The following is a 1,328-nucleotide window of genomic DNA, read 5'->3' on the forward strand; positions in this document are numbered from 1 at the left end:
CACAGCTTCGGCGGTGTACTTAAGCCCCGCTACATTATCGGCGCAGAACCACTTGACCAGTGAGCTATTACGCACTCTTTAAAGGATGGCTGCTTCTAAGCCAACCTCCTGGTTGTCTGGGCAACTCCACAACCTTTCCCACTTAGCACACGCTTAGGGGCCTTAGCTGATGATCTGGGCTGTTTCCCTCTCGACTACGAAGCTTATCCCCCGCAGTCTCACTGCCACGCTTCACTTAACCGGCATTCGGAGTTTGTCTGACGTCAGTAACCTTGTCGGGCCCATCAGCCAAACAGTAGCTCTACCTCCAGCAAGAAACACGCGACGCTGCACCTAAATGCATTTCGGGGAGAACCAGCTATCACGGAGTTTGATTGGCCTTTCACCCCTACCCACACCTCATCCCCCAGATTTTCAACTCTGGTGGGTTCGGGCCTCCACGAGGTCTTACCCCCGCTTCACCCTGGACATGGGTAGATCACTCCGCTTCGGGTCCACAGCATGCGACTCAAACGCCCTATTCAGACTCGGTTTCCCTACGGCTACCCCACCCGGGTTAACCTCGCCACACACCATGACTCGCAGGCTCATTCTTCAAAAGGCACGCCATCACCAAAGACAAGCTTCAGCTCTGACGGCTTGACAGCACACGGTTTCAGGTACTATTTCACGACCCCTCACCGGGGCACTTTTCACCTTTCCCTCACGGTACTAGTGCACTATCGGTCATCAGGACGTATTTTGGCTTAGCAGGTGGTCCTGCCAGATTCACACGGAATTTCACGGGCTCCGCGCTACTCGGGAGAACACCAACACCTAGACTCTTCCTTCACCTACGGGACTCTCACCCACTCCGGCACCGCTTCCCAACGGCTTCGGCTAAAAGAATCATCAGCGCTCCAGATCGGCAGACCTGAAAAGATGCATCCCACAACCCCGCACACGCAACGACTGCCGTCTATCACACGCATACGGTTTAGCCTCTTCCCCGTTCGCTCACCACTACTAGGAGAATCACTATTGTTCACTCTTCCTACGGGTACTGAGATGTTTCACTTCCCCGCGTCACCACCAACCACCCTATACATTCAGATGGCGGCAACCCGACACAACTCGGGCTAGGTTTCCCCATTCGGACACCCGCGGATCAAAGCTCGGTTGACAGCTCCCCGCGGCCTATCGTGGCCTCCCACGTCCTTCATCGGCGCCTGATGCCAAGGCATCCACCGTGTGCCACTATCACTTGGCCACTACAGATAATAAGATGCTCGCGCACACTATTCACAAATCAAACAACCGACCACAAACCCCGATACCTCACACCGAAC

At 55.0% G+C, this 1,328-nt stretch carries 1 rRNA gene (only partly in view); it reads right to left on the reverse strand.

The features are described from left to right. Window positions 1–1,250: ribosomal RNA gene (locus TR33_RS27580) — 23S ribosomal RNA — on the reverse strand (it extends 2,006 nt beyond the left edge of the window). Between the last annotated feature and the right edge of the window lie 78 nt (window positions 1,251–1,328).

The sequence above is a fragment of the Nocardiopsis alba genome (genome assembly GCF_000710955.1).
Taxonomy (GTDB): Bacteria; Actinomycetota; Actinomycetes; order Streptosporangiales; family Streptosporangiaceae; genus Nocardiopsis; species Nocardiopsis alba.